17 protein-coding genes and 1 pseudogene are annotated in these 22,445 nt (G+C 59.7%); 15 read left to right on the top strand and 3 right to left on the bottom strand.

Annotation, left to right across the window (positions count from 1 at the left end):
* From CUN63_RS32160 to CUN63_RS12565, 9 genes and pseudogenes are all read left to right on the top strand, one after another.
* Window positions 1-224, top strand: a pseudogene (locus CUN63_RS32160) (group II intron reverse transcriptase/maturase); the annotation flags it as partial.
* A 485-nt stretch (window positions 225-709) separates the two neighbouring features.
* The gene (locus tag CUN63_RS12530) at window positions 710-1,192 is read left to right on the top strand and encodes a hypothetical protein (protein WP_129439800.1); all 483 of its coding nucleotides are present in this window, start codon (window positions 710-712) and stop codon (window positions 1,190-1,192) included.
* 90 nt (window positions 1,193-1,282) lie between these two features.
* The gene (locus CUN63_RS32165; protein WP_129439802.1) at window positions 1,283-1,591 is read left to right on the top strand and encodes a hypothetical protein; all 309 of its coding nucleotides are present in this window, start codon (window positions 1,283-1,285) and stop codon (window positions 1,589-1,591) included.
* Window positions 1,592-1,799: 208 nt separating this feature from the next.
* On the top strand, window positions 1,800-3,104 hold the full coding sequence (locus CUN63_RS12540) for an IS4 family transposase (RefSeq protein WP_129439803.1): 1,305 nt from the start codon (window positions 1,800-1,802) through the stop codon (window positions 3,102-3,104).
* A gap of 327 nt (window positions 3,105-3,431) precedes the next feature.
* Complete coding sequence (locus CUN63_RS12545) at window positions 3,432-4,334, top strand: LysR family transcriptional regulator (protein WP_129439805.1); 903 nt, start codon at window positions 3,432-3,434, stop codon at window positions 4,332-4,334.
* A 130-nt stretch (window positions 4,335-4,464) separates the two neighbouring features.
* Complete coding sequence (locus tag CUN63_RS12550; protein WP_129439807.1) at window positions 4,465-5,091, top strand: glutathione S-transferase family protein; 627 nt, start codon at window positions 4,465-4,467, stop codon at window positions 5,089-5,091.
* A gap of 63 nt (window positions 5,092-5,154) precedes the next feature.
* Window positions 5,155-7,185 carry a pyridoxamine 5'-phosphate oxidase family protein gene (locus CUN63_RS12555; protein ID WP_129439809.1) on the top strand — a complete coding sequence of 677 codons (2,031 nt, stop codon included), beginning with the start codon at window positions 5,155-5,157 and terminating at the stop codon, window positions 7,183-7,185.
* A 50-nt stretch (window positions 7,186-7,235) separates the two neighbouring features.
* Window positions 7,236-8,432, top strand: coding sequence for a DUF3142 domain-containing protein (locus tag CUN63_RS12560; RefSeq protein ID WP_129439811.1), 1,197 nt, complete (start codon window positions 7,236-7,238; stop codon window positions 8,430-8,432).
* The gene (locus CUN63_RS12565; protein WP_129439813.1) at window positions 8,419-10,539 is read left to right on the top strand and encodes a hypothetical protein; all 2,121 of its coding nucleotides are present in this window, start codon (window positions 8,419-8,421) and stop codon (window positions 10,537-10,539) included. The genes CUN63_RS12560 and CUN63_RS12565 overlap by 14 nt, the downstream gene beginning before the upstream one ends.
* Here CUN63_RS12565 and CUN63_RS12570 read toward each other — a convergent pair whose 3' ends face one another.
* Entirely contained in the window at window positions 10,540-11,169 is a 630-nt protein-coding gene (locus CUN63_RS12570) for a LysE family translocator (RefSeq protein ID WP_129439815.1), read from the bottom strand.
* A gap of 145 nt (window positions 11,170-11,314) precedes the next feature.
* Between CUN63_RS12570 and CUN63_RS12575 the strand changes: the two genes are divergently transcribed.
* The gene (locus tag CUN63_RS12575; protein ID WP_129439817.1) at window positions 11,315-11,788 is read left to right on the top strand and encodes an Lrp/AsnC family transcriptional regulator; all 474 of its coding nucleotides are present in this window, start codon (window positions 11,315-11,317) and stop codon (window positions 11,786-11,788) included.
* Window positions 11,789-11,915: 127 nt separating this feature from the next.
* On the opposite strand, the gene lpdA is transcribed toward CUN63_RS12575, so the two are convergent.
* Window positions 11,916-13,316, bottom strand: coding sequence for a dihydrolipoyl dehydrogenase (gene lpdA, locus CUN63_RS12580; protein WP_129439819.1), 1,401 nt, complete (start codon window positions 13,314-13,316; stop codon window positions 11,916-11,918).
* 217 nt (window positions 13,317-13,533) lie between these two features.
* Between lpdA and hflK (CUN63_RS12585) the strand changes: the two genes are divergently transcribed.
* The 5 genes from hflK (CUN63_RS12585) (at window position 13,534) to cfaB (ending at window position 20,896) form a co-directional block, all read left to right on the top strand.
* Complete coding sequence (hflK, locus tag CUN63_RS12585; RefSeq protein ID WP_129445088.1) at window positions 13,534-15,492, top strand: protease modulator HflK; 1,959 nt, start codon at window positions 13,534-13,536, stop codon at window positions 15,490-15,492.
* Entirely contained in the window at window positions 15,489-16,523 is a 1,035-nt protein-coding gene (gene hflC / locus CUN63_RS12590) for a protease modulator HflC (protein WP_129439821.1), read from the top strand. The genes hflK (CUN63_RS12585) and hflC overlap by 4 nt, the downstream gene beginning before the upstream one ends.
* A complete protein-coding gene (gene hflK / locus CUN63_RS12595; RefSeq protein WP_129439823.1) occupies window positions 16,520-17,578 on the top strand; it encodes a protease modulator HflK in 1,059 nt (352 codons plus the stop codon). The genes hflC and hflK (CUN63_RS12595) overlap by 4 nt, the downstream gene beginning before the upstream one ends.
* Entirely contained in the window at window positions 17,575-19,485 is a 1,911-nt protein-coding gene (locus CUN63_RS12600) for a cation-translocating P-type ATPase (protein WP_129439825.1), read from the top strand. Before hflK (CUN63_RS12595) ends, CUN63_RS12600 begins: the two co-directional genes overlap by 4 nt.
* Before the next feature lie 226 nt (window positions 19,486-19,711).
* Window positions 19,712-20,896, top strand: coding sequence for a C17 cyclopropane fatty acid synthase CfaB (gene cfaB, locus CUN63_RS12605; protein ID WP_129439826.1), 1,185 nt, complete (start codon window positions 19,712-19,714; stop codon window positions 20,894-20,896).
* Here cfaB and cls read toward each other — a convergent pair.
* Entirely contained in the window at window positions 20,893-22,332 is a 1,440-nt protein-coding gene (cls, locus tag CUN63_RS12610) for a cardiolipin synthase (protein WP_129439828.1), read from the bottom strand. The genes cfaB and cls overlap by 4 nt on opposite strands.
* Between the last annotated feature and the right edge of the window lie 113 nt (window positions 22,333-22,445).

A 22,445-nucleotide genomic window follows, 5' to 3' on the forward strand; every position in this document is an offset into this window, starting at 1 on the left:
GCGTCGTCTGGCGACAATGGAAGCGGCCCTCAACGAGGGCACGTAACTTGATGCGCCTGGGGCTTAGCGAAGCTCGCGCCTGCAAATCAGCCTTCAATGGCCGAGGCCCATGGTGGAGCTCAGGCGCATCTCATATGAATCAGGCGCTGCCGAAGAAACTATGGGGTCAGCTTGGGTTAGTTTCGGTACTGGATACGATAAACCGGCTTAGCCGCATAGCTTGAACCGCCGTATACGGATCCGTACGTACGGTGGTGTGAGAGGACGGCGGCTGTAAAGCCGCCTCCTACTCGATCCGATCTGCACCCTTTTTATCGCCTTCCTGCACCCATCCTGTAGTCTTCTTGTATTCAAGCTGTACCCTTTCTGTAGTCCTCTTGTAGTCTTTTTGTCTCCCAGCCTGACGACCTACGGTCTATCTGTGTAGGCGCTGATGAGGAATTGACCCTGGTTCAAAATTGCGTCAGCGCCAACATGTCGGCATGCTTTCGACCATGGTTGGTGCACGACTTGTGGAAGAAACGCCGATGCAGGTGACCGAAGGGTTCGTGCTCTGATCGATCTGACGATGGGTAAGGTACCTGGACGCCTACTGCCATTCGGTAGAGCTAAAATCAGATGGTTTCCTAAACGACACGGAGCAGGCAAGGCACTGCGACGATGCAAACTGAGAGTCGGCTTTCCTCCGTCGCATTCCGAGTCCGGGGCTATGGACGTCCTGCAGCGTTTGATCCCAACGGGTACCCAAGCGATGAAGAGATATGCTGGCGGAGACAGAATTCAGGCAGTAGAGCGAGAGATGCTAACTCGCGGCAAGAAATATATCCTGGGATGTGGCTCCTTCCTCTCAGTCCATGAGCTCGCTAAACGATTTGACGTCCAGGCTGAGTTGCTCGCGCCGGCTCTAGCTGAGTGGGTTGCAGACCATCGGATTTTTGAGATTGAACACGACGGATGCAGCCTGTTCCCCAGCTACGCATTCTCGGGTGACGCCGGTATCAGTCCCCAATCTGGGTTAAGAGAAGTGATCGCCATCCTTTCGCAGATGAAGGATGGCTGGGCAATGTCATTCTGGTTCATATCTCCAAATGGTTTGTTGGGCGGAAGACGGCCCCAGGGCCTCTTATCAATAGATCCACAGGCGGTTGCATTAGCAGCGCGAGACGAGGTCAAGGGATTTACCCAGGGCTAGCTCGTTTTCAATACAGGCTGGCATCCCGCATTGACGTTGGAAATGTCGCCGCCATCGTGAAAGTCGCGGAGGTGCGTAGAGGTATTGGCAATGAAAATTATTGGAAGAACCGAAGTCGAGACCGTCATCGATGTCAGGTGTGATGTGTGCAGTGCCTCCACTAGCGTGGGTACGGGCGGGCATCAGTTTGGCACGCTACAAGCGCGTTGGGGCTATGGCACTGCCCACGACGGGGAGCGTTATGAGTTACACCTCTGTGAGAGCTGTTTTTTCCAGGCATTGGCATACCTCAAACAGGAACGGCGAACTCAACATATATTCAGTGCAGACGCCCCAGATCTACCCGATGATCTTGGTCTCGTTGCGAAGGATGACTACTTCGGTGACTCTGGCCGCTGAGGTAGGAAATGAAAGGGCGTCGAAAGGTCAAAACGAACAAGTGGCTGATTCAGGGGCGGTTCATCAAGGAAGCCCGGGCAATACTGGCTCTTAGAGCCAGCCCTTTCAAGGTCTTCGTTTAAAATCCCCTAAAACTCCAGTCAGGGTGACGAAAACGATGTGGGCAGAAGTTCTAGCGCGGTTTGAAAAAAAGGCACCGGCCAGTGTCATGGTCAAGTTGGCACTGGAGCACGCCATTCCTGCTGAGTGGGTGGATCAGGTATTTGAAGAGCATCGTCAACGCCAGTACCCGCGTGAGCTTTTGTTTTCGACCATCGTTGAGCTGATGTCCCTTGTTTCATTGGGCCTACGGCCTTCCTTGCATGCCGCTGCGCACCAGATGGATGCGCTACCGGTTACCTTGGCGGCGCTCTATGACAAGGTCAGCCGCACAGAGCCGGCCTTGCTGCGAGCCCTGGTCACCGGCAGCGCAGAGCGCTTGACTCCGACGATAAGAGAGTTGGGCTGTTCAGCCATTTTGCCCGGCTGGCAGTTGCGCATCGTTGACGGCAATCATCTGCCGTCTACCGAAAAACGCTTGGGGGCTTTGCGGCGTGAACGAGGTGCGGCTCGGCCGGGGTTTTCGGTAGTGGTTTACGATCCTGACCTGGATCAGATCGTTGACTTGCAGCCTTGCGAGGATGCCTACGCCAGTGAGCGCGTCAGCGTGCTGCCGTTGTTAGCCCGCGCCAGTGCAGGACAGCTGTGGATGGCCGATCGGCTTTATTGCACGCTGCCCGTCATGCAGGCCTGCGAGGAAACGAGCGCTTCGTTCATTATTCGCCAGCAAAGCAAGCATCCACGGCTGATTCAGGAAAGTGACTGGCAAGAACCGGTGCCTGTCGACGCCGGGACAGTACGCGAACAAATTATCGAACTCAAAGGCGGCCACCGCTGGCGCCGAGTTGAACTGAGCCTGCAAACACCTACCGAATCAGGCGACTGCGTGATGTGGTTCTGGAGCAACTTGCCCGACAACATCAGCGCTGAGCAAATCGCTGATTTATACCGTCGTCGCTGGAGTATCGAAGGGATGTTCCAGCGCCTTGAATCGGTGCTGGACAGTGAAATCGAAAGCCTCGGTTCTCTCCGGGCGGCCTTGCTGGGTTTTGCCTCAGCGATCTTGGCCTACAACGTTCTGGCGGTTCTCAAGCGGAGCGTGGAGCAGGCTCATCGCGAGACGCAGCCTGAAGGTTGGGAAGCTTCAACCTTCCATCTGGCGGTGCAAGTACGCAGCGGTTATGAGGGCATGCAGATCGCGTTGCCCGCAGATTACCCATTACTTCAATCGACCTCAGAAACGCTGGCAGAGCGGTTGTTGGCGCTGGCCAGGAATATCAAGCCTAAGCAGGTAGCCAAAAGCATACGCGGTCCCAAAATCGCCAAGCCCAAGGAATGGCTGGAGGGAAAGGCTGCCAATGCTCATGTGTCCACCGATCGGGTGCTTAAGGCCCATAAAGGGAAAACACCTTGAAAGGGCTGGCTCTTAGAGCGGATTGAATCGCCCCGTTTTTTCTCGACAATATCACTTCGCAGTTCAGAGCCCGGTTTCCGGCGTCTCCCTTTGCGATTTTCGTAACCCCGAAGGCCTTGTGACAATCTTTATTGTTTGCAGTGGAGCCATTTTTTTGGAGATTTGGAGTTTTGTGACAAACTTTATTTTCAAAGAGCTAGCCCTGTAGTGCCGTACAGGCTCCGGAATACGTGGGGTACTGTGACAATCTTTATTGTTTCGTCACAGAAACATTAAAAATCGCAGCCTACGGTTGCGATTTTTTTTATCTGAATTGAGGACACGCCCATGGACCGATTCCAGGAAATGCAGGTCTTCGCTGCCGTCGCCCAAGATCAAGGCTTCTCGGCGGCGGCGCGGCGTCTGGGCCTGTCGGCAGCCAGCGTGACTCGCGCGGTGGCGGCGCTGGAGAAACGCATCGGCACGTTGCTGCTGACGCGCACTACCCGCAGCGTGCATTTGAGCGAGGCGGGTCAGCGTTACCTGGAAGACTGTCGGAGGATTCTCGCCGAGGTGCAGGAAGCCGAGGATTCGGCGGCGGGCAGCCACACCCAACCGCGTGGGCAACTGACAATCACCGCACCGGTGTTGTTTGGTGAGCTGTTTGTCACGCCAGTGATGGTGAATTATCTGACGCAATTTCCTGAGGTCAGCATCAATGGGTTGCTGGTCGATCGAGTGGTCAGCATGGTCGAGGAGGGCATCGATGTCGCCGTGCGCATCGGTGAGTTGCCCGACAGCAATCAGCACGCGATTCGCGTCGGTGAAGTGCGGCGGGTGATCTGCGGTTCTCCGCAATTCCTGTCGGCCCATGGCAGGCCTTTACATCCTCAAGACCTGGCTGGGGCGCCGGTTATTGCGACGTCCGCTATCGGTCAGTTGAGAAGCTGGCCATTCCTCGAAGCTGGGGAGCCGCTGAGTGTTCGACCTGAACCGCGATTGGTGGTGACGGCGAATCAAGCGGCTATTACCGCCGCGTGCCTGGGTCTGGGATTCACCCGGGTCCTGTCTTATCAAGTAGCGAGTAAAGTGGCGACCGGTGAGCTGGAAATCGTATTAGCGGACTTCGAACTGCCGGCATTGCCGATCCATGTGGTGTACCAAGGTGGGCGCAATGCCCCGGCTCGAATCCGCAGTTTTGTAGACTTTACGGTCAAAGCGCTACGGGAACACCCGGCCTTGCAGGGCTGACGGTTTATTGCGCCACATGAAACAATCGATTGCGTTTGCTGGTTATTCTGTTGTTTTGGTTGCGGGTGGAAGATAGCTCCCATCGGCGCTGATCTCTCCTGAACGGCGCCACCACCCAGCGGAGTCGACCATGCAAGCGATCAAACTCTACAACTTCCCGCGTTCCGGCCATGCTCACCGTGTGGAGCTGATGCTGTCCCTGTTGAAACTGCCGACCGAGTTGATCTTTGTCGATCTGGCCAAGGGCGCGCACAAACAGCCGGAGTTCCTGGCGGTTAACCCGTTCGGGCAGGTTCCGGCCATTGATGATCAAGGCGTGGTGCTGGCCGATTCCAACGCGATCCTGGTTTATCTGGCGCAAAAGTACGGCAACGGCCGCTGGCTGCCAGCCGACCCGGTCGGTGCGGCGAAGGTTCAGCGTTGGTTGTCAGTGGCGGCCGGGCCGATTGCCTTTGGTCCGGGCAGGGCAAGGCTGATCACTGTGTTTGGCGCACCTTACAACGCTGAAGAGGTGATCGCTTATTCCCACGTCTGGCTCAAATTGATCGATCAGGAACTGGCAAATACGGCTTATCTGGCAGGCAGCGAACCCACCATCGCCGACGTCGCGGTCTACAGCTACATCGCCCATGCCCCTGAAGGCAATGTGTCGCTTGAGGACTACGCCAACGTGCGAGCCTGGCTGGCGCGCATCGAAGCCTTGCCGGGTTTTGTCGGCATGCCGCGCACCGTCGCCGGCCTGCAAAAAACTGTCTGATGCTTGCGGCCCGGCATTGTCGGGCCGTTCACACTGCGCCCATGGCGCAGGGGAGACGCCGTTATGGACCGTTCACCGTGGCACGCTGGCGAGAAACAGTTGCAGACACACGTAGGTGTTGCCGAGCGAATGGAGGCGTTTGGTCGTAGGGTGATTCGCACAGAAATGCCGGACCAGCACCGCACGTTCTATCAGCAACTGCCGTTCATGCTGTACGGCGCGGTGGATGTCGATGGCAACCCATGGGCCAGTATTATTGAAGGGCCGCCGGGCTTCGCTCACTCGCCCGAGCCCGGTGTGTTGCAATTCAACAGCCTGCCGGGTGCCGATGATCCCGCGCAGTTAACGGATGGCGCAGCGATCGGTCTGTTGGGCATCGAACTGCACACCCGGCGTCGCAACCGCATCAATGGTCGCGTCGGCGCAATGACGGCCAACGGCTTCGGTGTGACGGTGGAACAGTCCTTCGGCAACTGCCCGCAATACATTCAGTTGCGGCAGTTTCGCTCGGTACCGCTGGCGGATCCGTCGACCCGTATCGCGCAGCACTTCGATGGGCTGGATGACACCGCCAGGGCCATGATCAGTGGAGCCGATACCTTTTTTGTCGCCAGTTATGTGGACGTCGATGGTGAGCGTTCGGTGGATGTTTCTCACCGCGGTGGCCAGGTCGGTTTCGTACAGGTGGAAGGTAATCGCCTGACCATTCCGGATTTCGCCGGCAACTTGCACTTCAATACCTTGGGCAACCTGCTGCTCAATCCCCGGGCCGGTTTGCTGTTTATCGATTTCAATTCGGGAGACTTGCTGCACCTCAGCGGTCGCACCGAAGTCATTCTTGAAGGCCCACAGGTCGAGGCGTTTCAAGGGGCCGAGCGCTTGTGGACATTCGAGGTGGAAAGCGTGGTGCGTCGGCCCGCCGCGCTTGCTCTGCGGTGGCGCTTCGACGGCGTGTCACCGACCAGTTTGCTGACCGGCACCTGGGAGCAGGCCAATGCCCGTCTGCAAGCCCAGGCTTTGGGGGATCGCTGGCGACCGCTGCGGGTGGTGCGCATCAAAGAGGAAAGCCACAACATCCGCTCGATCTATCTGGAGCCTGCCGATGGCGCGGGGTTGCCAGTGTTTCAGGCCGGGCAGCATTTGCCGCTGCGCTTCAACATTGCCGACGAGGTGCATATCCGCACGTATAGCCTGTCGAGCGCGCCGTCCGATGATTTTTTCCGCATCAGCGTGAAGCGTGAAGGCTTGGTGTCTTCGCACTTGCATGAACAGGTGCGCGTCGGTGATCTGTTGGAGGCCCGTGCGCCTCAGGGGCATTTCACCGTGGCACCTAATGAACGTCGGCCACTGGTGCTGCTGGCTGCCGGTGTCGGCATCACGCCGCTGCTGTCGATGCTGCGCGAAGTGGTTTATCAAGGCCTGCGCACCCGCCGCATTCGGCCGACCTGGTTTTTCCAGAGTTCGCGCACGTTGGCCGATCAAGCGTTTCGTCCTGAGCTGGATCGCTTGCTAGATGGCGCAGGTGATGCGGTCAGGGTGCTGCGTCTGGTGAGTCAGCCGGAAGCCGGGGCCTTGGAGGGTGAGGATTTCGACCTGACGGGGCGGATCGACACCGCGCTGCTCAAGCCCCTCCTTGAAGTGGAGGACTACGATCAGCTGGATTTTGTCCTCTGTGGTCCGGGCAGTTTTACCCAAGCGCTGTACGACGGCCTGCGGGAACTGGACATCCGTGATGCAAGGATTCACGCCGAAACCTTCGGCCCCTCGACCTTGCGCCGGGTGCCGGACCCCGATGCAGTGGTCATTGAGCAACCGCCCGCTGCTACGACTTCGGTGCCGGTGGTGTTTCAGCGCTCGGCTAAAGAGGCCCGCTGGCAACCCGACGGGGGCAGTTTGCTGGAGTTGGCGGAAAGCCGTGGATTGCGCCCGGAATTCAGTTGCCGCGGCGGTTCCTGCGGGACCTGCAAGACCCGGCTGATCAGCGGCCAGGTGAATTATCCACAGCCGCCGGCGGAAGTGCCGGATGACGGACAAGTGCTGATTTGTTGTGCGATTCCGGCGCAGGGGTCGCAGCCTTTGGTCCTCGACCTGTAGCATCTGCCGAACGCAGCTTCTAGCCGCTGCGATAAGGGATCAGATTCGGTATGTATTTTTTCGCTCGTCTGTCGGCGTTGATTGTTGCGGTGGCGTTGCTCAACGGTTGCGAACGACAGGACGCGCCAGCGCTCGATCAGCAACTCTACGTCTGGCAACGGCAATGGACACCGGCCCACGAAGCGGCGCTGAGGGACAGTCGCGCTGACTTTTCCACCTTGCGGGTGCTGGCCTTGCAGGCATTCCCTGAGGCGGGTTGGAGCCGGGCACGGATTGACCCGGCGCTGCTCAAACGTGATGGTCGACCGCTGATCGCGGTGATTCGTCTCGATGGACAACTCAAGTCGCTGGATCGGGACGCAGTCACCGCGCAGATCCAGCAGGTACTCGGCGATTGGCAAGGGCAGGGGCTGAATCTCTCCGGTGTGGAAATCGACCACGATGCCGGTAATGCTCGGCTACCGGCCTACCGCGAATTTCTTACGCACCTGCGCGCAGTTCTGCCGGCTTCTATTCCGCTGAGCATCACCGCGTTGCCGGCTTGGCTCGACAGTCCCGAATTGTCGGCATTGTTATCCACAGTCGACAGCAGCGTGTTGCAGGTGCACGCGGTGAGCGATCCGCGTCTTGGCTTGTTTGACCCGGATCAGACCCGTCAATGGACCAAGGACTGGAGCCGCGTCACTTCGAAACCTTTCTATCTGGCGCTGCCGGCCTATGGTGTGGCGTTGTTGCCGGGCGGCACAGGTGCGCCGGTAGTGGAAAGCGAAGTGCCGATCGAACAGGGCGGCAAACGCCGGGAATTGCTCGCCGATCCGCAGCAATTGAGCCGACTCGGGACCGAGTTGCGCAACGATCCACCGGCGCATCTGGCGGGTCTGATCTGGTTTCGTCTGCCGCTGGCCAGCGACCGCCGTGCCTGGAGTCTGACGACCTTGGGCGCCGTGGCGCGTGGCGATGCACTCGACAGTCGACTGGCGCTGAAACTATCGGCGCAGAACGACCTCTATGACATCAGCCTCAGCAATCAGGGCAACCTCGACAGCGCCTGGCCCGAACGCCTGACACTTGTGGTGCAGGGCTGTGACGGTGCCGATGCGCTGGCCGGTTATGTATTGCAACAGCGTCCGGATCTGCTTACCTTCACCCGCCTGCGCGACGGTCGAATACCGGCCGGCGGGCAGCGCGCCGTGGGTTGGGCTCGTTGCGCACATATTGATCAAGGAGGTTCGAATGTTTACCCGTAACTGGCCCCGCCATCTTCTTTGCCTGAGCCTCAGCCTGCCGCTGGGTTCGGCGCTGGCCTGTGGGCCGGATTTCCCGATGCGTCTGCTGGACAACCGCGGCCAGTCGCTGGCGGAGCTGCCGGAAGGCAACTTCAGATTTGAAATCAGTCGCCTCGGGCATGCGGTCGCCGGGCTGAAGAACGTCACCGAAACCGCCTATGGCATGGATGCGCCCGACTACGCAGAACAGCGGGATAAGGCTGAACAATCCGGTTTGACGGCTGAGCAGCAAACGCTGGTGAAACAGTTACGCAGCCTGACCGATGTGCATCAGGTCGAGAGTCAGGGCGCGAGCCTGCCGGCTGAGCTCAAGCTCTATCTGGCCGGCGCGGTGGCATTCAATGCCGGTGATCATGGACTGGCCGCCGAGTACTTCCAAAAATTGCTGGCATTGCCAGCGGATCAACGGGCGTTGCGCAGCACCTGGGCGGCTTACTCGCTGGGTCGGGCGCTGTTTGCCATGAGCTCCGAAGCGGGCGCTGGCCCTGACTTGTTGGCTCAGTCTCGAAAGGCTTTCGAGCAGACTCGCCAGCTGAGCATCGACGGCTTCAATGACCCTCTGGAACTGGGTGTCGCCAGCCTCGGAGAGGAGGCCCGCGTGGCCCGCACGGCCGGCGACTGGAACAGCGCCATCGAACTCTACGCCACGCAAAACCTTCAGGGTTCGGCGGTGGGCTACACCTCGCTGAAACTGTTGGTGGCCGACCTCGCGGCGGTGCCTGACGATCAACTCGCCGTGTTGCTCAAGGGCAAACCGGTGCAGCAACTGGTCACGGCGTCCTTGATCAGTCGATTGGGCTGGTCATTCGGTGATCAACCGCCGAACGAATTGAAACTGATCAAACTGCTGCAAAACAGCACCCGTGGTAGCCTCGATAACGCTGATCGCCTGGCAGCGGTGAATTATCAACAGGGTGATTACGCCAGCGCCAAGGCGTTCCTCGAACACGCCGGTGATGGCGGACTGGCGTGGTGGCTGCGGGCCAAACTGGCCGTGCGCGATGGCGATAAAAACGCGGCTGCCGCAGCGTATGCCAAGGCTGCCCAGGCCTTCCCGCAGAATGAGTCGTGGGGGGAGCGGAGGACGCCGGATTGGGACTTCGAAACGCTTCAACCCAAGTGCCGGGTCGAGGGTGAAAGCGCGATCCTGGCGTTGCAACGCGGAGACTATCTGCAAGCGTTCGATCAGCTTTATCGCAGTAAAGATGTCTACTGGTTCGACGCCGCCACGGTCGCCGAGCGGGTGTTGACCGTCGATGAGCTCAAGCAATACGTCGACACTCAAGTGCCGGCACCGCCCCCTCTGACTCAGGAGGATCGCGATAACTATGTGCAGTTACCGGTGGCGGCGAAACTGCGCAATTTGCTCGGGCGGCGCTTGCTGCGCGAAGAGCGGTATGACGAAGCGCCGGCGTACTTCGACAACGTCGAGTTGCAGGCCAAGGCCAAGGAGTATGGGCGGTTGCGCCACGACGCCGAATCAAAATGGTGGCCGACCAAACGGGCATTCGCTTACTACCATGCCGCGACACTGGCCCGTTTCGACGGAATGGAGTTGTTGGGCTACGAGATGTCCCCGGATTACGCGACCTTCGGAGGCAACTACAGCCTCGAAAGCAGCGAACTCAAGGTCGGTTCATTAGTGGCTGAAGGTGAAGTCAAACGTCAGCAGGCAAGCGCAGCCCAACCCGATCAGCGCTACCACTACCGTTTTGTCGCCACCGCATTAGCCAGTCGCGCAGCGGACAATTTGCCGCATACCAGTGCAGCCTTTGCGGCAGTGCTGTGTGCGGCGGCGGGGTGGAACAGCAGCCTTGAAGAAGAAAGCGCCTTCTACCAACGCTATGTCAAAGAAGGACCGTACGTGTTTTGGATGGTGAACTTCGGTCGCCAATGTCCTTATCCTGATTTCCCGAACGCTGACAAACGTTACGTAACCCAGGCATTGGACCCTGTTCGCTCGGCCTTGCGACCTTACAAAAAATGGCTGCAAGCGGGCGGCGTTGTTGTGTTTACAGCGGTAGCGCTGGTGCTGATCAATCGCCGCAAGCGCAAGGCGCTGGCGTAATCATGCCTGTTGCACAAAGGTCAGCCGCACGGCGAAGCCGATCAACAGGCTGCCGAACAGCCACTGCTGCAGGCGTTGGGCCGAAGGACTGCGTTGCAGCCAACGGCCCAGCGCTGCGCCGGTCAGTGCGTAAGCGCTGTCGAACAACAACCCAACGCCAACTAACACTACGCCCAGTGTCGCGAATTGCGTGAGTACCGGCCCGGCGTGTGGATCGATGAACTGCGGCAGCAGCACCGAGCAGAACAGCAACGCTTTGGGGTTGAGCAGGTTGGTCAGCAAACCGCGCTGGATCGCTGCACGCCAGCGAGGCTTTTCGGCGGTGGCGTCTGCTCCGTTCAAACTCGGCAGCATTGTGGTTCGCAGGCATTGAATGCCGATCCATAGCAGATACGCGGCCCCGGCCAGGCGTACCACGTCGAACGTCCAGGGCGCAGCCTTGAACAGTGCCGCCAACCCCAACGCTGCCAAGGCCACATGACAACCACGGGCAATGCCCAGACCCACCGCCGTCGCCAGCGCCGCGCCTTTGCCCTGACGGGCACCGGTTTGCAACAACAGGATCATGTCCGGGCCTGGCAACAGATAGACCACCGCCAGCGCCATGAAAAACACCCAGAGTCCTGCCACGTTGCACCCCATTCGTTGTCGATTCGGTACGGCCAGTCTAGGGCTGAAGGGCAGGGCAGGTGGTTGCGTAGTTCGCTTCTAAACTGCTTCGGGTTGGCATAACCTGCCACTCCATTGCAGGTAAACCATCAGGATCTGCCAAACCATGAAACTCGACGCCTACGACCGCAAGATTCTCGCAGCGCTGCAACGGGACGGTCGCCTGAGCAACGTGCAACTGGCCGACGAGATCGGCCTGTCCGCCTCGCCTTGTTTGCGCCGAGTACGGATGCTCGAAGAAGCCGGGGTGATACGCGGTTACCAGGCTAATCTGGATCGCGACGAAGTAGGGCTTGGACTGACGGTGTTTGTCGGGGTCAAGGTCGAGCGGCATAACGATGAGCAGGCCGAATCCTTTCGCCTGGCCGTGACCACGTTGCCCGAGGTGATTTCGGCCTTTCTGGTATCAGGGGAATCGGATTTCCTGCTGCAAGTAGTGGTGCCGGACCTGCGTGCCTATGACCGTTTTCTCACGGGGCGGTTGCTGAAATTGCCGGGTGTAAGTGACATCCGCAGTAACTTTGCGATTCATACGGTGAAGACCCCGGGGGCGTTGCCGTTGGGGCATTTACCGGCCTGAGACCCAATCGTCGGAATGCCGCCCAGACCAAGCTCGCTCCCACATTTGATCTGTGGCGTTCACAAAACCAATGTGGGAGCGAGCCTGCTCGCGAAGGCGATAGACCCGCCACCGCCAACCTCCAGGCTTACATCTGAGTCGCCATCCCCTCCACATTCATCGCCGCCTGACGCAAGGCCTCGGAGCGGGTCGGGTGTGGATGACAGGTCAGGGCAATGTCCTCGGCGGAGGCGCTGAACTCCATGGCCACGCAATATTCGCCAATCATTTCGCTGACACTTGGGCCCACAAGGTGCACGCCGAGAATCTCGTCGGTGCGCTCATCGGCCAGTACTTTGGCGAAGCCTTCGGTTTCGTGATTGATCTTTGCCCGGCTGTTGGCGGTGAAGGGAAATTTGCCGACCTTGTAGGCGCGGCCTTCGGCCTTGAGCTGCTCTTCGGTCTTGCCGACGCTGGCCAGTTCGGGTTTGGTGTAGATCACGTTGGGGATCAGGTCGTAGTTGACCTCGGCCGCCTTGCCGACAATCTGCTCGATGCAGACCATGGCCTCATCTTCGGCCTTGTGGGCGAGCATCGGCCCGGACGTGACGTCGCCGATCACCCAAATGCCAGCGGCTTCGGTGCGATGGCCCTTGTTGGCGAGCATGCCGCGCTTGTCCGTGGCGAGGCCGACGTTTTCCAGCCCCAAACCTTGGGTGTAAGGCCGGCGTCCGATGGCGACCAGCACGTAATCCGCTTCAAGCAGTTCGGCGGTGCCGCCAGCCGCGGGCTCGACGCTGAGCTGAACGCCGGTCGCTGAGGTTGTGGCGCTGGTGACTTTGGAACTCAATTTGAAGTTGATGCCCTGTTTACTCAACGAACGTTGCAGGGTTTTGCCGGCTTCACCATCCACACCGGGGCAGATCCGGTCGAGAAACTCGATCACCGTCACCTGAGCGCCCAAACGCCGCCACACCGAACCCAGCTCCAGGCCGATCACCCCGGCGCCGATCACCACTAGATGTTTCGGCACTTCAGTCAGTGACAGTGCGCCCGTCGAATCGAGGATGCGTTTGTTGTCGATGTCCACACCGGGCAGGGGAGTGGGCTCTGAGCCGGTGGCGATGATGATGTTCTTGGTGTTCAGTTCGGTCTTGCCGCCCTGGCTGTCGGTCACCGTGACTTTGCCGGGCCCGTCGATGTGACCCCAGCCCTTGACCCAATGGACTTTGTTTTTGCGAAACAGAAACTCGATGCCCTTGGTCAACCCGGCAACGCTTTCATCTTTTTGCTTCATCATCTGCGCGAGGTTGAGTGTGGGTTTGACGTCAATCCCCAGGTTGGCGAATTCTGCGCCCATGGCGGCGGCGTAGAGTTCGGAGGCGTGCAGCAACGCCTTTGATGGCATGCAACCGACGTTCAGGCAGGTGCCGCCGAGGGTGGCGCGTCCTTCTACGCAAACCGCTCGCAGGCCCAACTGACCGGCGCGGATCGCTGCGTTATAACCACCGGGGCCTCCGCCCAGAATCACGACGTCATAGATGCTCATGGTTGTACTCCTGGAGTGAACGGGGATCGGAATGGGTAAACGTAGTCCTTGGGTAAAATTACGAACGTAATATGAGCATTCCGCAGCATTTCGGTCAAGGCTTCAGCCAAGCGACAGGTTGAGCGTTTTTAGATAGAGCATTTAAGAACGGAAATTTCACGGCTTTCGTTATACCGTAACGTATTGCGATATGAGTGACGATAAACACTGGGGTGATATGCAAGTCGATCTCGATGTCGATGGGACGCAAGTAGCCGGGCTGCCACGTTTCCAGCAGGCGGTTTTTCAAGGGCGACGATTGCGTCAGTTCGCAATCTGTCTGGGCGCTCTGGCGGCGGCAGGTTGGTTGCTGGCGTTTTTTGTCGGGCTGTTTGCGCCGCAGTCGCTCTGGCCTGCATTGCTGGTCAATCAGAGCGCCGGTCTGCTGGTGCTGGTCGCCGGTTTGCAATCGGCCTGGTGGGTGACGCGGTGGCGCGCGCGGGCGTTGAACCCGGTCGTACAGGTCGTCGTTGCTGACGAAGTCGTTGCCCCGGTGGGCTGGTACGAGCGGCTGCTGGATCGGCTCAGCCAGCGATGGCTGCGAATGCTGGTGCAGATCGGCGCCCCGACGCTGTGGCTCGCGGGTTGGTCGCTGGTGACGTTGTTGAGCATCGAACAAGTCTGGAACCTTGCACTGCCGCCGACCGCACTGGGAGTGTCAGCCAGTGTCGGTGCGGCGCTGTCCTTGTTGCTGGCTTTCGGTTTGTTGGTGCTGGAGCGTCAACTGGCGCAGGAAAACGTCGCGCAATGGCCCGAAGCAGCGTCGTTGGCGCAACTGACACGGGTGGTGATCATTGGTCTGGTGCTCAGTGCTTTGTGCCTGCTGTTCGGCAGCGAAACCTCAGTCTGGCCGGTGCGTCTGGCGGTGCTGATTGGTTTGCTGCCAGGGTTGGTCGCCGCTGAGCTGCTGTTGCGCGCCCTGCTGTCATTGTTCAGTCCGCAGCGTGAACAACTCGAACCTGCCTTGCTGGCGCGCAGCTTCGTCGCCGACATGCTGCGCTGGCCGCCGCAACCCTTGTTGGCGTTGCAGCACGAATTGCACAACCGCTTCGGCATCGACTTGCGGCAGATCTGGGCCTTTACCTACATGCGTCGGGCATTTTTGCCGGTGCTGGCCGTGGTCTCGATTGTGGGTTGGTCACTGACCGGCATTCACGAAATCCCAATGCAAGGGCGGGGCATCTACGAGCAATTCGGCAAACCGGTGGAGGTGTTCGGTCCCGGTTTGCACGCGGGTTTGCCCTGGCCTCTGGGCCGAGTGTTGAGCGTCGAGAACGGTGTGGTTCACGAGTTGGCCACCAGTGTTGGCGACACACCGGCGCCGGTCGTGGCCGAACCCGCCGAAGGCCCGGCGCCCGCGATTGCCAATCGCTTGTGGGACGCCAGCCATGTGAACGACAAATCCCAAGTCATTGCCAGCAGTCGAGCCGACAAGCAGAGCTTCCAGATCGTCAACATGGACGTGCGTTTCGTCTACCGCATCGGCCTGAGTGATCAAGCGGCATTGGCCGCGACCTATAACAGCGCCGACGTCCCGACGCTGATCCGCAGCACCGCCAGCCGGATTCTTGTCCACGATTTCGCCTCGCGAACCCTCGACGGTTTGCTCGGTGAAGACAGGGTAGGGCTCGCCGAAGAGATTGGTCGGGCGGTGCAGGCTGACCTGCAGCAACTCGACAGCGGTGTGGAAATTCTCGCCACCGTGGTCGAGGCGATTCATCCGCCGGCCGGTGCCGCCAATGCCTATCACGGCGTTCAGGCAGCGCAGATTGGCGCCCAGGCATTGATTTCCCGCGAGCGCGGTGCGGCGGCGGAGGCCACCAACCAGGCGCAATTGCAGGCCAGCATCGCTCGCGATCAAGCGACGGCCAGCGCTCGTGAAATCAACGCCACCGCCCAAGCGGCAGATCTGAGATTCGGCGCCGAGCAGAAGGCCTACGCCAGCGCCGGCCAGGCCTTCGTGCTGGAGCAGTACTTCAGCCAACTGTCCCAGGGCTTGGCCAATGCCAGGTTGCTGGTGCTCGATCATCGCTTGGGCGGCAGCAGTAACGCGCCGACCATCGACCTCCGTACATTCACGCTGCCGGCTGACCCTGCGCCGGCGCGTAAAACCGCTCAGCCAGGAGCTGCCAATTGAGCCAGTCACACACTCACGATCACGATGACCATACTGGCCACGATCACGGCCATGGCGGGCATCACCACGGACATCACCACCACGGTGATCCCCAAGAAGCTGGCCCGTTCCCATGGCGGCGAATGGGCTGGGCAGCGTTACTGGTGGCGTTCGCCATCGCGGCAGCAAGCCTGGTGCAAGTGCGTTCGGGGGAGGCCACGGTGATCACGCGTTTCGGTAATCCGTCGCGGGTATTGTTGGAGCCGGGTCTTGGCTGGCGTTGGCCTGCTCCTTTTGAAGCGGCGATTCCTGTCGATCTGCGACTGCGCACGACCTCGAGTGGTTTACAGGATGTGGGTACGCGGGACGGTTTGCGCATCATCGTTCAGGCTTACGTGGCCTGGCAGGTTCAGGGTGATCCGGACAACGTGCAACGCTTCATGCGCGCTGTACAGAATCAGCCGGACGAAGCAGCGCGGCAGATTCGTACGTTTGTGGGTTCGGCTCTGGAAACCACGGCCAGCAGTTTTGATCTGGCTAACCTGGTGAACACCGACGCCAACAAAGTACACATCGCTGATTTTGAAGCGCAACTGCGTCAGCAAATCGATCAGCAACTGCTCACGACTTATGGCGTGCGGGTGCTGCAAGTCGGCATCGAGCGACTGACCCTGCCGTCGGTAACCCTCACCGCTACGGTCGATCGCATGCGTGCCGAGCGTGAAACAATCGCCACCGAACGCACGGCAATCGGTAAGCGCGAAGCGGCGCAAATCCGTTCCGCTGCCGAGCGTGACGCGCGCATCGTGCAGGCCGACGCCACGGTAAAAGCAGCGGACATCGAAGCACAATCGCGCGTCGAAGCCGCGCAGATTTACGGTCGCGCCTACGCCGGGTCGCCACAGCTGTACAACCTGCTGCGCTCCCTCGACACACTAGGCACGATCGTCACGCCCGGGACAAAACTGATTCTGCGCACCGATGCCGCGCCGTTTCGGGTGTTGGTTGACGGTCCGCCGACCCTTGATAACAAGTCCGGGTCGCAGCCATGAAATTAGTTCCACGTGGAACAAATGAGTTAAGCAGTCCCTGGATTCAGGCGGGGCGCTTGGCTTTTTTGGCCCTTTACGCCGTGACAGTGCTGGCTGCTTTGGCTTGGGCGTTCTCCAATGTACGGCAGATCGATCCGCAAAATCGCGCGGTGGTTTTGCACTTCGGCGCGCTGGATCGCATCCAGAATGCTGGCCTGCTGTTGGCTTGGCCGCGCCCGTTTGAGCAGGTGATTTTGTTGCCCGCGGCAGATCGAGTGATTGAGCGTCGGGTGGAAAACCTGCTGCGCACAGATGCTGCGTTGCAGGCAGACCGAGTCGCGAGTTTCGCTACACCGATCAGCGATGCACTCGCCGGCTCCGGTTATTTGCTCACCGGTGACGCGGGCGTGGTGCAACTGGATGTGCGTGTTTTCTACAAAGTCACCGAGCCGTATGCCTTCGTCCTTCAAGACGAACATGTGTTGCCGGCACTCGATCGACTCGTCACCCGCAGCGCCGTGGCGCTCACGGCGGCACGAGATCTGGACACTATTCTGGTCGCTCGACCGGAGCTGATCGGCGCCGATAGTCAGGCTGCCGAACGCCGCGAACGCCTGCGCGGTGATCTGGTGCAAGCCATCAATCAGCGCCTGGCTGACTTGACCGCGACCGGGCTGGGGTTAGGCATTGAAGTGACGCGGGTCGACGTGCAATCGAGTCTGCCTGGCCCAGCGGTCAACGCTTTCAACGCGGTTCTGACCGCCAGTCAGCAAGCCGATAAAGCCGTGGCCAATGCTCGTACTGAAGCCGAGAAACTGACTCAGACCGCCAACGAACAAGCCGATCGCACGCTGCAAGTCGCTCACGCCCAAGGGAGCGAACGGCTGGCCAAAGCCTCGGCGGACACGGCCACGGTATTGAGCCTGGCCAAGGCGCAACAACAAGGGACCGACCCGCAAATGCTGCTGCGCATCTACCGCGAGCGGATGCCGAAGATTCTCGGTCAAGCCGGTTCGGTAACCACGGTCAATCCGAAAGACGATTCCCGCCTGATCATTCAGGGAGCTGCACAATGACCACCCAAACTGCCGCCGCACCGAGCATGTTGTCCTCGGCTGAACAACGCAGCGCTGCCCGCCAATTGACCTTGGCCATGCTCGCATTGGGCCTGCTCGCGCTCGGCCTAACCTGGCGCTGGTTGTCGCCGGAGCAGACGGGCGTCAGTCAATTGCTGCTGGGCTTTGCTTCGTTATTGGTGGCCGTGCCCGTGATGCGTTCAGCCTGGTACAGCCTGCGTTATCCGAGCCTGCACGGGATCACTGATCAATTGATCGCCCTGGCCATGCTCGGGGCGTGGGCCACGGGTGATCTGCTGACTGCGGCGTTGCTGCCAATCATCATGATCTTCGGCCACGTGCTGGAAGAGCGCAGCGTGATCGGCTCACAGGAAGCGATTCGCGCCCTCGGCAAACTGACGCGCAGCCACGCGCGCAAAGTTCAGGCTGACGGCTCCATCGTCGAAGTCGATAACGGCACACTCAAGGCCGGCGACCTCGTCGAGGTGCGCGCGGGTGATCGGGTGCCGGCGGATGGTCGGGTGTTGTCCGGTCAGGCGAGCCTGGACACCGCTTCGATTACTGGCGAATCGGTGCCGATGGAGGCGGGCGTCGGCATGCAAGTCTTCGGCGGCGCGATCAACCTCGACGGTCTGCTGCGCATCGAAGTGACTCGCACCGGCAATGAATCGACCCTCGGCAAAGTCATCGCGCTGATGCAAAGTGCCGAGCGTTCCAAACCCCCGATCACGCGTTTGCTGGAACGCTACGCCGGCAGCTACATGGTGCTGGTGTTGCTGCTGGCCGCCGTGACCTGGTTCGTCACTAACGATGCTCAGGCAATGCTCGCGGTGTTGGTGGCGGCCTGTCCTTGTGCGCTGGTGTTGTCGGCACCGGCCACTGCGATTGCCGGGGTGGCGGTGGCGGCTCGGCATGGGATTCTGATTCGCAGCTCCGCGTTCCTCGAAGAGTTGGCAGACCTGACTTCACTGGTGGTCGACAAGACCGGAACCCTGACCTTCGGCACCTTGCGTTTGCAATCCATCGATAGTCCGTTTGAGGATCGCAGTCACGTCCTGAAACTCGCTGCCAGCCTCGGTTCTGCCAGCAGTCATCCGGTCAGCCGCGCGCTCGCCGGGTTGGTCACCCAGGAACATTTTCTGCTGCTCTCTGACATCCACGAGCGCCAGGGGCTGGGCGTGGTGGCGATGACGGAGCAGGGCGAGGCGGCGCTCGGTCGTCCGGAGCTGTTCGCGCAATTGGGCATCGCCACTTCAAGTGTTCCCGACCACGATGGCCCGATTGCCGGGCTGGCGCTCAACGGTGAATTCCTCGCCTGGCTATTGCTGGCCGACAGCGTCAAACCCGAGGCTCGATTCGCTTTGAGCGAGCTGCGTGAATTGGGGTTGGGCAGGCAGTTACTGCTGACAGGTGATCGGCAAAGCGTCGCGCACACATTGGCGCGAGATGTCGGGATCAGCGACGTTGAAGCGCAAGCGTTACCGGAGGACAAACTCAATCGCGTGCTGAAGGAAATCGGCAGTGGCTTCCGGCCGATGGTCGTGGGAGATGGGATCAACGATTCGCTGGCGCTCAAAGCCGGTGTAGTCGGCGTGGCGATGGGCGCGGGCGGGGCGGACATCGCGCTGGCTTCGGCCGACATCGTCCTGATTGGCAGCGACCTGCGTCGACTCGGCACATGTGTGCGCTTGAGTCGCCAATGTCGGCAGACGTTGCAGGTTAACGTGATCATCGGTCTGGGCTGGACGCTGGCGATTGTAGCCTTCGCCGCCTTCGGCTGGCTCGGTGCTGCGGGCGCGATGATTGCCGCACTGTTGCACAACTTCAGCACCTTGCTGGTGTTGGGGAACGCCGGGCGTTTACTGCGTTTTCAGGAACCATTGCTCAAGCTTGAGGATGAGGATTGAGTACGCCGGGTGAATGCTCTAAACAGCGGGATCACGGTCGATTTCAAGTTTGCAGAACTGTACGACGAATTCGTAGTCATCTAGGTGAGGGCAATCAATTTTGTGAATTCGCGACGGTGGGTTCGAGCGTTACGAATCATAGAAAAGGGCATTAATTCGATAGCCAGCTATTTTTCAAGGATGGTCTACCCTCACATCAGACGTCTGAAACAAAGAGGGACTATCCATGCTCGCGCACCTTCCTCCGGCCTTACAGAATCTGCAGATACCGCTACGCCTGCGACTCTGGGACGGCCATGAATTCAACCTGGGGCCGACGCCCAGCGTCACGATTGTGGTCAAGGACCCACAAATGGTTACCCAGTTCACTCATCCAAGCCTGGACGCGCTCGGAGCGGCGTTTGTCGAAGGCAAACTTGAGCTGGAAGGTTCCATCAGTGAGGTGATTCGCGTCTGTGATGAATGGAGCCAGGCGTTGCTTGGAGACCAGGATAGTCAGCCAGTGCGCACCGCTCACGACAAGGAGACCGACGCCAAAGCGATTTCCTACCACTACGACCTTTCCAACGCGTTTTATCAGCTGTGGCTCGACAGTGACATGGCGTATTCCTGCGCCTATTTCGAGACCGGCAGTGAAACCCTGGAGCAAGCCCAGCAAGCCAAATTCCGCCACCTGTGCCGCAAGCTACGGCTGCAACCAGGGGAATACTTGCTGGATGTCGGTTGCGGTTGGGGCGGACTGGCGCGGTATGCGGCTCGGGAGTTTGGCGCGAAGGTGTTCGGAATCACACTCAGTAAAGAGCAACTGGCACTTGCCCGTGAACGGGTGACTGCCGAAGGCCTGGACGATCTGGTCGAACTGCAACTGCTCGACTACCGCGACCTGCCTCAGGACGGTCGTTTCGACAAAGTGGTCAGTGTCGGCATGTTCGAACACGTAGGCCACGCCAATCTGGCCGAGTACTGTAAGACCTTGTTCGGTGCGGTGAAAGAGGGCGGCCTGGTGATGAACCACGGGATCACCGCCAAGCACATCGATGGCCGTCCGGTGGGGCGCGGTGTTGGCGAATTCATCGAGAAGTATGTGTTCCCCAATGGCGAGCTGCCGCATCTGTCGATGATCTCTGCCGAGATCAGTGAAGCAGGGCTGGAGATCGTCGACGTCGAGAGTCTGCGCCTGCACTACGCGCGTACCCTGGACCACTGGAGCGAACGCCTGGAGGACAATCTGGAAGCGGCTTCCCGGCTGGTGCCAGAGCAGGCCTTACGGATCTGGCGGTTGTACCTGGCGGGATGCGCTTACGCGTTCGCCAAGGGCTGGATCAATCTGCACCAGATTCTCGCGGTGAAAGCCCACCCCGATGGCAGCCATGAACTGCCATGGACTCGCGACGATATCTATACACCTTAAAGAATCGGTGAAATAAGCCGGGCGATCCGCATGCCGACCTGTTGCAGGCGGCGGGTCTCCCGGCTTTCTTCTTTGGCGATCTCGTGCGCATGGGCGAAGTCATCATTGAGCATCTGTTCTACTTCGGCGGCAAACGCGCTGTCGACCGTCAACAACATCACTTCAAAATTCAGCCGGAACGAGCGGTTGTCCAGATTGGCACTGCCAATGGCGCTGATTTCGCTGTCGATCAACACCACTTTCTGATGCAGGAATCCCGGCTCGTAGCGGAACACCCGCACGCCGGCGCGCACGGCTTCGAAGGCATATAGGCTGGAGGCGGCGTAGACGATTCGGTGATCCGGTCGCGAGGGCAGCAGCAGCCGCACATCCACGCCTCGTAGAACCGCCAGTCTTAATGCAGCGAATACGGCTTCGTCGGGGATGAAATAAGGGCTGGTGATCCACACCCGCTCGGTGGCGGCATGGATGGCTTCGACGAAGAATAACGAACAGGTTTCGTAGGAATCCGCCGGACCGCTGGCGAGCAATTGGCAGAGCACGCCGTCGTCCGGGTAAACGTCCGGCAGGATCAGCGGGGGTAACGACCGCGCTGCCCAGAACCAGTCTTCGGCGAAAGACTCTTGCATGCAGGCCACCACTGGCCCGCGTACTTGCACATGGGTATCGCGCCACGGCGCCAGGGGTGGTTTCTCGCCCATGTATTCGTCGCCGACGTTGTGTCCACCGACGAAGCCCAGTACTCCATCAACCACCACAATCTTGCGGTGGTTGCGGAAGTTGATCTGGAAGCGGTTGAGCCAGCCGCTACGGGACGCAAAGGCTTTGACCTCGACGCCGGCATCGCGCAGCGGCTGAACGTAACTGTGAGGCAGGGAATGGCTGCCGATGCGGTCGTACAACAAATAAACCGCCACGCCTTCGGCGGCTTTCTGCAGTAGCAAGGTTTGCAGGCGTTGACCGAGGCGATCGTCGTGGATGATGAAAAACTGAATCAACACTGCTTCCTTCGCGTTGCTGATGGCGTCAAAAATGGCGTTGAAGGTGGCCTGGCCGTCGATCAGCAAACGCACTTCGTTGTTCGCCAGGCACGGCATGCGTCCCAGTTTCGGCATGGCCCTCAAGGACGCGTAAGCATTTGAGGCGCGAGCGGTCAGCGCCTCTTCTACCCAAGGGCGCCAGTTGAGCTCGGAGATAGCCTTGCGCATTTCTTCGTTGGCCTGGCGCCGAGCCTTGATGTAGCCATCGAAGGTACTGCGGCCGAAGACTAGATAGGGGATGAGCGTGAGGTAGGGAATAAACAGCAACGACAGGGCCCAGGCGATCGATCCCTGGGCGGTCCGGACGGTGAGCACGGCGTGGATGGCAGCGATCAGGCCCAACGTGTGAAGCAGTGCAATCATGTAGCCGAAAATAGGCGGTCCAAAGTAATCCATGGGGCAGCCTTGCTCCTGAAGATTCAATGCTTAACAGACCATGTTCCGTGCAGAATGTCGCTATTTAATTGGCCCATGAACCGAAGCCACTGGCTGACGTCTAACGGCCACAA

It is taken from the genome of Pseudomonas sp. ACM7, from assembly GCF_004136015.1.
In the GTDB taxonomy this organism is placed as follows: Bacteria; Pseudomonadota; Gammaproteobacteria; order Pseudomonadales; family Pseudomonadaceae; genus Aquipseudomonas; species Aquipseudomonas frigoris.

Bases quoted from the DNA above. Each gene is read 5' to 3' on its own strand.
- CUN63_RS12530 (WP_129439800.1), top strand. From the start codon at position 710: ATGGACGTCCTGCAGCGTTTGATCCCAACGGGTACCCAAGCGATGAAG.
- CUN63_RS32165 (WP_129439802.1), top strand. From the start codon at position 1,283: ATGAAAATTATTGGAAGAACCGAAGTCGAGACCGTCATCGATGTCAGG.
- CUN63_RS12540 (WP_129439803.1), top strand. From the start codon at position 1,800: ATGGTCAAGTTGGCACTGGAGCACGCCATTCCTGCTGAGTGGGTGGAT.
- CUN63_RS12545 (WP_129439805.1), top strand. From the start codon at position 3,432: ATGGACCGATTCCAGGAAATGCAGGTCTTCGCTGCCGTCGCCCAAGAT.
- CUN63_RS12550 (WP_129439807.1), top strand. From the start codon at position 4,465: ATGCAAGCGATCAAACTCTACAACTTCCCGCGTTCCGGCCATGCTCAC.
- CUN63_RS12555 (WP_129439809.1), top strand. From the start codon at position 5,155: ATGGACCGTTCACCGTGGCACGCTGGCGAGAAACAGTTGCAGACACAC.
- CUN63_RS12560 (WP_129439811.1), top strand. From the start codon at position 7,236: ATGTATTTTTTCGCTCGTCTGTCGGCGTTGATTGTTGCGGTGGCGTTG.
- CUN63_RS12565 (WP_129439813.1), top strand. From the start codon at position 8,419: ATGTTTACCCGTAACTGGCCCCGCCATCTTCTTTGCCTGAGCCTCAGC.
- CUN63_RS12575 (WP_129439817.1), top strand. From the start codon at position 11,315: ATGAAACTCGACGCCTACGACCGCAAGATTCTCGCAGCGCTGCAACGG.
- lpdA (WP_129439819.1), bottom strand. From the start codon at position 13,316: ATGAGCATCTATGACGTCGTGATTCTGGGCGGAGGCCCCGGTGGTTAT.
- hflK (WP_129445088.1), top strand. From the start codon at position 13,534: ATGCAAGTCGATCTCGATGTCGATGGGACGCAAGTAGCCGGGCTGCCA.
- hflK (WP_129439823.1), top strand. From the start codon at position 16,520: ATGAAATTAGTTCCACGTGGAACAAATGAGTTAAGCAGTCCCTGGATT.
- CUN63_RS12600 (WP_129439825.1), top strand. From the start codon at position 17,575: ATGACCACCCAAACTGCCGCCGCACCGAGCATGTTGTCCTCGGCTGAA.
- cfaB (WP_129439826.1), top strand. From the start codon at position 19,712: ATGCTCGCGCACCTTCCTCCGGCCTTACAGAATCTGCAGATACCGCTA.
- cls (WP_129439828.1), bottom strand. From the start codon at position 22,332: ATGGATTACTTTGGACCGCCTATTTTCGGCTACATGATTGCACTGCTT.